Source organism: Ruminococcus sp. (genome assembly GCF_019417665.1).
Classification (GTDB): Bacteria; Bacillota; Clostridia; order Oscillospirales; family Ruminococcaceae; genus Ruminococcus_C.
Genome location: NZ_DXUU01000104.1, coordinates 1 through 4429 on the forward strand (window position 1 = coordinate 1; position 4429 = coordinate 4429).

The window sequence follows — 4429 nt, forward strand, 5'->3', positions numbered from 1 at the left end:
GTTGTAACTGAAATACCGGGGACAGTATCAACTGAGAGCAGTTACAATAGTTCATTTCTTTCAATAACAGGATTTGCTTCAGTTAATGGGAATGTTCATGACAGAAGTGAATATGTTGGAACTGAGTATTACAGAGTAATTGATGATGAGAAGGATTTCCTTGATGCAATTAAGGATGCTCAGTCCGGAAAAGTTAAGGTTATGGAAATCACAAAGGATTTGGATCTTGGATATAAGTATCTTACAGAGTTACTTACAAAAGACGTTCTTAGAAAGTACAATTTTGTAAGGGAATATAAAAGACCATCTAATGAATTAACTAATGTAAATGGTGGATTTACAAATCCGCTTATGGAAAAAAGCGGAGTAACACAGATAAACATAGGTAATATTGATGGGCTTACAATTTTTTCACCGAATGGAAATGCTATTAAGCATACAGAGCTTAAGATTACAGGTAATGATATTGTTATCAGAAATCTCCACTTCAAAGAGATGTGGCAGTGGGATGACGCAGGTGCACAGAAAGAAGTCGGCTGGTCTAACATGAAGATTAACGGCGGTAAAAATATCTGGGTCGATCACTGTACATTTGAAATTGCTTCTGATGGTAACATCGACTTAGAGAACGGTGCAACAGGAGTTACAATTTCATGGTGTAAAATTGGTGATGAAGCAACTGAAAAACCATCAGAAGACAGCTCTATTTATCAGTCAATCATGTTTATGGAGGGCAGATATCAGAAGGGTGAACTTAAGGCAGATACAAGTTTATATCATCAGTTAAGAACAGGCGGCGCAACACCTGAGCAGATTATGGCATATACAGCATACCATAAGAAATGTCACTTAAACGGTACAGGTGATAAGGATTTCGTTAACTATAAGAGAAGTAACGGAACAGTTGTAGAGGATGCAAACAGCAATATCAGACTTACACTTGCATACAACCACTACCTCAATCCAGGACAGCGTGTTCCTATGATCAGACAGGGTGTAGGTAACCTTATCAACTGCTACATTGATGATTCAACACATCAGACAGCGGCAGCAGCACATCCAATTTTTGCAGAAAAAGGACCATACTCATTATCACGTTGTATTAATTCAAGAAACGGTGCATCTATTGCAGCCGACACATGTGTATTTGAGGGAGTTGAGGAACCGATTACAGGTGCAGAGTATCAGGGTATGGACACTAATTACATGGCTCCTGAATGGGCAATTATGTTCCAGAATGTAAAGAATAATGCTTTGATTGTTAATTCAACAGTAACTAACTCAAAGGGTACATATACAGGAAGCAGCTGGGATAACAATGGTGATAACTTATTTACAACAGGATTCAGATACAAAGATAAATCAACAGTTGGAAACTGGGCATGGGCTTCACACATTGTAAATGAAGACCAGTATGAGAAGAGAGATTACACTGTTGAAGAAGCAAAGCCAATGGAATTTACATATGATACAAACGGAGTACTTCCATATCAGTATCAGACACTTCCGCTTGAGGATGTCAAGGAAGTTGTAGGTTCAAAATCAGGCGCAGGCGTTATGGAAATGACAAGTGCTGAATGGACGAAGACAAAGTACATTGCAGCTGACTACAGTGCAGTCGATGCTGCAATCGAGAAGGCTAATGCTTTAAATCCTGAAGATTATGTGGATTTCTCAGGTGTTACAGCAGCTATTGAGGCAGTAGACAGAGATCTTATGTCAGATGATCAGACAAAGGTTGACGCAATGGCTAAGGCAATCGAAGATGCAATAGCAGCACTTGTTAAGGTTGATAATTCAGATGACACAAATGTACCATCAGATCCGGATAAGGGTGATGGAGAAGATACTTCTAATGAACCAACTGAGCCGGATTCAGTACCAGAACCTGATGAAGAAGGCGAAGCACCTAAGACAGGTGACAGCAATATGGCAATGATGTATATCTTATTGCTCGGTTCATCAGCAGGAATAGCTGGAATTACAGCTTTAATGAGAAAGAAATGTAAAAATTAATTGATAGCAAAACCCTTTTTCTGTCGGCAGCCTAAGCTGCCGACAGTTTTTTACTTTATAGGAAATTGCGTCGAAGACGCATTCTGATAACAAGTTTGCGAAGCAAATCTTGCGCGTCGTGAGCGACGCTTTTTTACTTTATAGGAAAGTTCTACTTTCGTCGAACTTTTGAATGAAAATAGCCCGCACAAAAGCGGGCACGAGAAATAGACGGTTTAGGTTTAGAAGATATAAAAACCTTCTTCGCCGAAATCGTCATCATCCAGCTCATCAAATTCGTGTAAGAAATAATCCATATCCAAAAGATCATCATCGCTCATGTCGAGGACTTCGTCAGAAGTCATGCCTTCCGGAGGATTTTTGATATATTGTTGCCGAAGTTCCTTTGCAAGTTCTGTCTCAGTGAATCGTTTCATAGTGATCGTCTCCATTTCCATATTAGATACGTTGATTGTACCATGTAACAGGAGACTGTGGAAGAGAAGAAGGAGAAGCAGGAGAACGACATCGGTGCTTACGCATCACTCTTTCATATAATTGATTCGATTTTAAGAAAGAATATAAAGAGTTCTATATGCCGAAGAATAAGCCGCAGATTGTGACAATTCCAAAGGCAAATTATATAGCGGTACGAGGTAAAGGAAATCCTAATGAAGAAGGCGGAGAATATAAAACTGCTATTGGTGTTTTGTATGCTGTTGCATATACTCTCAAGATGAGCTATAAGACGGATTACAAAATAGAAGGATTTTTTGAATATGTTGTACCACCGCTTGAGGGCTTTTGGTGGCAGGACAATGTTGAAAGTATAGATTATACTGATAAATCAGCTTTCAACTGGATTTCTGTTATTCGTCTGCCTGATTTTATTACAAAGAAAGATTTTGATTGGGCGGTGGAAACTGCTTCAAAAAAGAAAAAGATGGATTGCTCTGGTGCAGAGTTCTTGAGTATTGACGAAGGTTTGTGCGTACAGATAATGCATATAGGAGCGTTTGATGATGAACCTGCAACCGTGGCGATGATGGATAAATATCTTGAAGAAAACGGTTATGTAAATGATTTTACTGATGAGCGATGCCATCACGAAATCTATTCATCAGACCCAAGAAAAGTTGCACCGGAGAAATGCAAAACGGTAATAAGACACCCAATAAAAAGGCGTAAATTGCTTGGAAATGAGATACAATAATGAATGTAAATTTTGGATTTTCATATATAGGTTTAATATTTTTATTGATGCTGATGCTACCAAATATTGTATGGAGTAAAAATAAGCCGAAAGATTATGATAAGTATGTGAAAAATGAAAACAGGGTACTGCTGTTATTTGAAAGAGTGGGAGAAATTTCTGTAACCTGCTTGTCATTGATATTCAGAGATTTTAATATCAATGAAATATCCGGTTGGACTGTAATACTTTTGATTGCATTTGTTTTGATGGTCTTATATGAGGTGTATTGGATTAGATATTTCAGAAGTGCTAAGACAATGAAGGATATGTACAGCAGCTTACTGGGTATTCCGGTGGCAGGTGCAACATTGCCAGTATGTGCATTTTGTCTATTGAGTATATATGGCAAAAACCCGTTTTTATTTGTTGCAGCAATCATATTGGGGATTGGACATATTGGAATACACTTGAATCATAAAAAAGAAATCGAGTAAAATGAAATTAGGTCGGAGGACAACTAATGGCATCAAGTAAAGAATATTTGAAATTTATATTAGAACAGTTGGCAGAATTGGACGAGATTACTTTCCGTGCGATGATGGGCGAATATATTATTTATTATCGTGGTAAAATTGTCGGCGGAATTTATGATGACAGATTACTTGTAAAACCGATAAAATCAGCAATTTCATATATGCCGACAGCTACCTATGAATTGCCGTATGATGGGGCAAAGGAAATGCTGCTTGTGGAAGATGTTGATAGTAAGGAGTTTTTAACAGGGTTGTTTAATGCGATGTATGACGAATTGACAGCACCTAAGCCTAAAAAGAAAAAGTAGACAGATACTATTGATGGAGCGATTGGTATATAAAAATTATGGAAACAAAGCCAAGGATTTTATATTTACAAAAGATTTTACTGGAAAGAACCGATGAAGAAAATCCTCTTTCCACAACACAGTTAATCAATATATTGAATGATGAATACGGAATATCTGCACATAGAACGACGGTCACAAAAGATATTGCTGCACTTCAGGAGTTTGGAATGGACATTGTTACTATCCATTCTACTCAAAGCAAATACTTTGTAGCTAGTCGTAAGTTTGAATTGCCGGAACTGAAACTGCTGATAGATGCGGTAGAGTCATCGAAGTTCATTACAAAGAAGAAAAGCGAAACTTACTGGACTCAGATGGTGTGATATTGATTTGGAAGATGGGATTATAGATGTTAA

The 4429-nt window shown here is 37.8% G+C and carries 6 protein-coding genes; 5 read left to right on the top strand and 1 reads right to left on the bottom strand.

All coding sequences use genetic code 11. From position 1 onward, the window contains the following. Positions 1-2016: hypothetical protein (locus QZ375_RS13785; RefSeq protein WP_295219877.1), on the top strand; the 2016-nt coding region annotated here is incomplete at its 5' end. A 221-nt stretch (positions 2017-2237) separates the two neighbouring features. Here the strand turns inward: QZ375_RS13785 and QZ375_RS13790 are convergent. Beyond that, positions 2238-2432 carry a hypothetical protein gene (locus QZ375_RS13790; protein ID WP_021865186.1) on the bottom strand — a complete coding sequence of 65 codons (195 nt, stop codon included), beginning with the start codon at positions 2430-2432 and terminating at the stop codon, positions 2238-2240. 158 nt (positions 2433-2590) lie between these two features. On the opposite strand from QZ375_RS13790, the gene QZ375_RS13795 reads away from it, so the two are divergent. From QZ375_RS13795 to QZ375_RS13810, 4 genes are read left to right on the top strand one after another with little or no spacing between them, the layout of a single operon-like run. Further along, positions 2591-3208: a GyrI-like domain-containing protein gene (locus QZ375_RS13795; RefSeq protein ID WP_295219881.1), complete on the top strand. Its 618-nt coding sequence runs from the start codon at positions 2591-2593 to the stop codon at positions 3206-3208. Beyond that, on the top strand, positions 3208-3684 hold the full coding sequence (locus tag QZ375_RS13800; protein ID WP_087203444.1) for a hypothetical protein: 477 nt from the start codon (positions 3208-3210) through the stop codon (positions 3682-3684). Before QZ375_RS13795 ends, QZ375_RS13800 begins: the two co-directional genes overlap by 1 nt. 26 nt (positions 3685-3710) lie before the next feature. Continuing rightward, entirely contained in the window at positions 3711-4031 is a 321-nt protein-coding gene (locus QZ375_RS13805) for a TfoX/Sxy family protein (protein ID WP_295219886.1), read from the top strand. A gap of 38 nt (positions 4032-4069) precedes the next feature. Further along, positions 4070-4396 (top strand): hypothetical protein, encoded by a 327-nt coding sequence (locus QZ375_RS13810; RefSeq protein WP_365729244.1) that lies wholly within the window; start codon positions 4070-4072, stop codon positions 4394-4396. The last annotated feature ends 33 nt before the right edge of the window (positions 4397-4429 follow it).

Bases quoted from the DNA above. Each gene is read 5' to 3' on its own strand.
- QZ375_RS13795 (WP_295219881.1), top strand. From the start codon at position 2,591: ATGCCGAAGAATAAGCCGCAGATTGTGACAATTCCAAAGGCAAATTAT.
- QZ375_RS13800 (WP_087203444.1), top strand. From the start codon at position 3,208: ATGAATGTAAATTTTGGATTTTCATATATAGGTTTAATATTTTTATTG.
- QZ375_RS13790 (WP_021865186.1), bottom strand. From the start codon at position 2,432: ATGAAACGATTCACTGAGACAGAACTTGCAAAGGAACTTCGGCAACAA.
- QZ375_RS13810 (WP_365729244.1), top strand. From the start codon at position 4,070: ATGGAAACAAAGCCAAGGATTTTATATTTACAAAAGATTTTACTGGAA.
- QZ375_RS13805 (WP_295219886.1), top strand. From the start codon at position 3,711: ATGGCATCAAGTAAAGAATATTTGAAATTTATATTAGAACAGTTGGCA.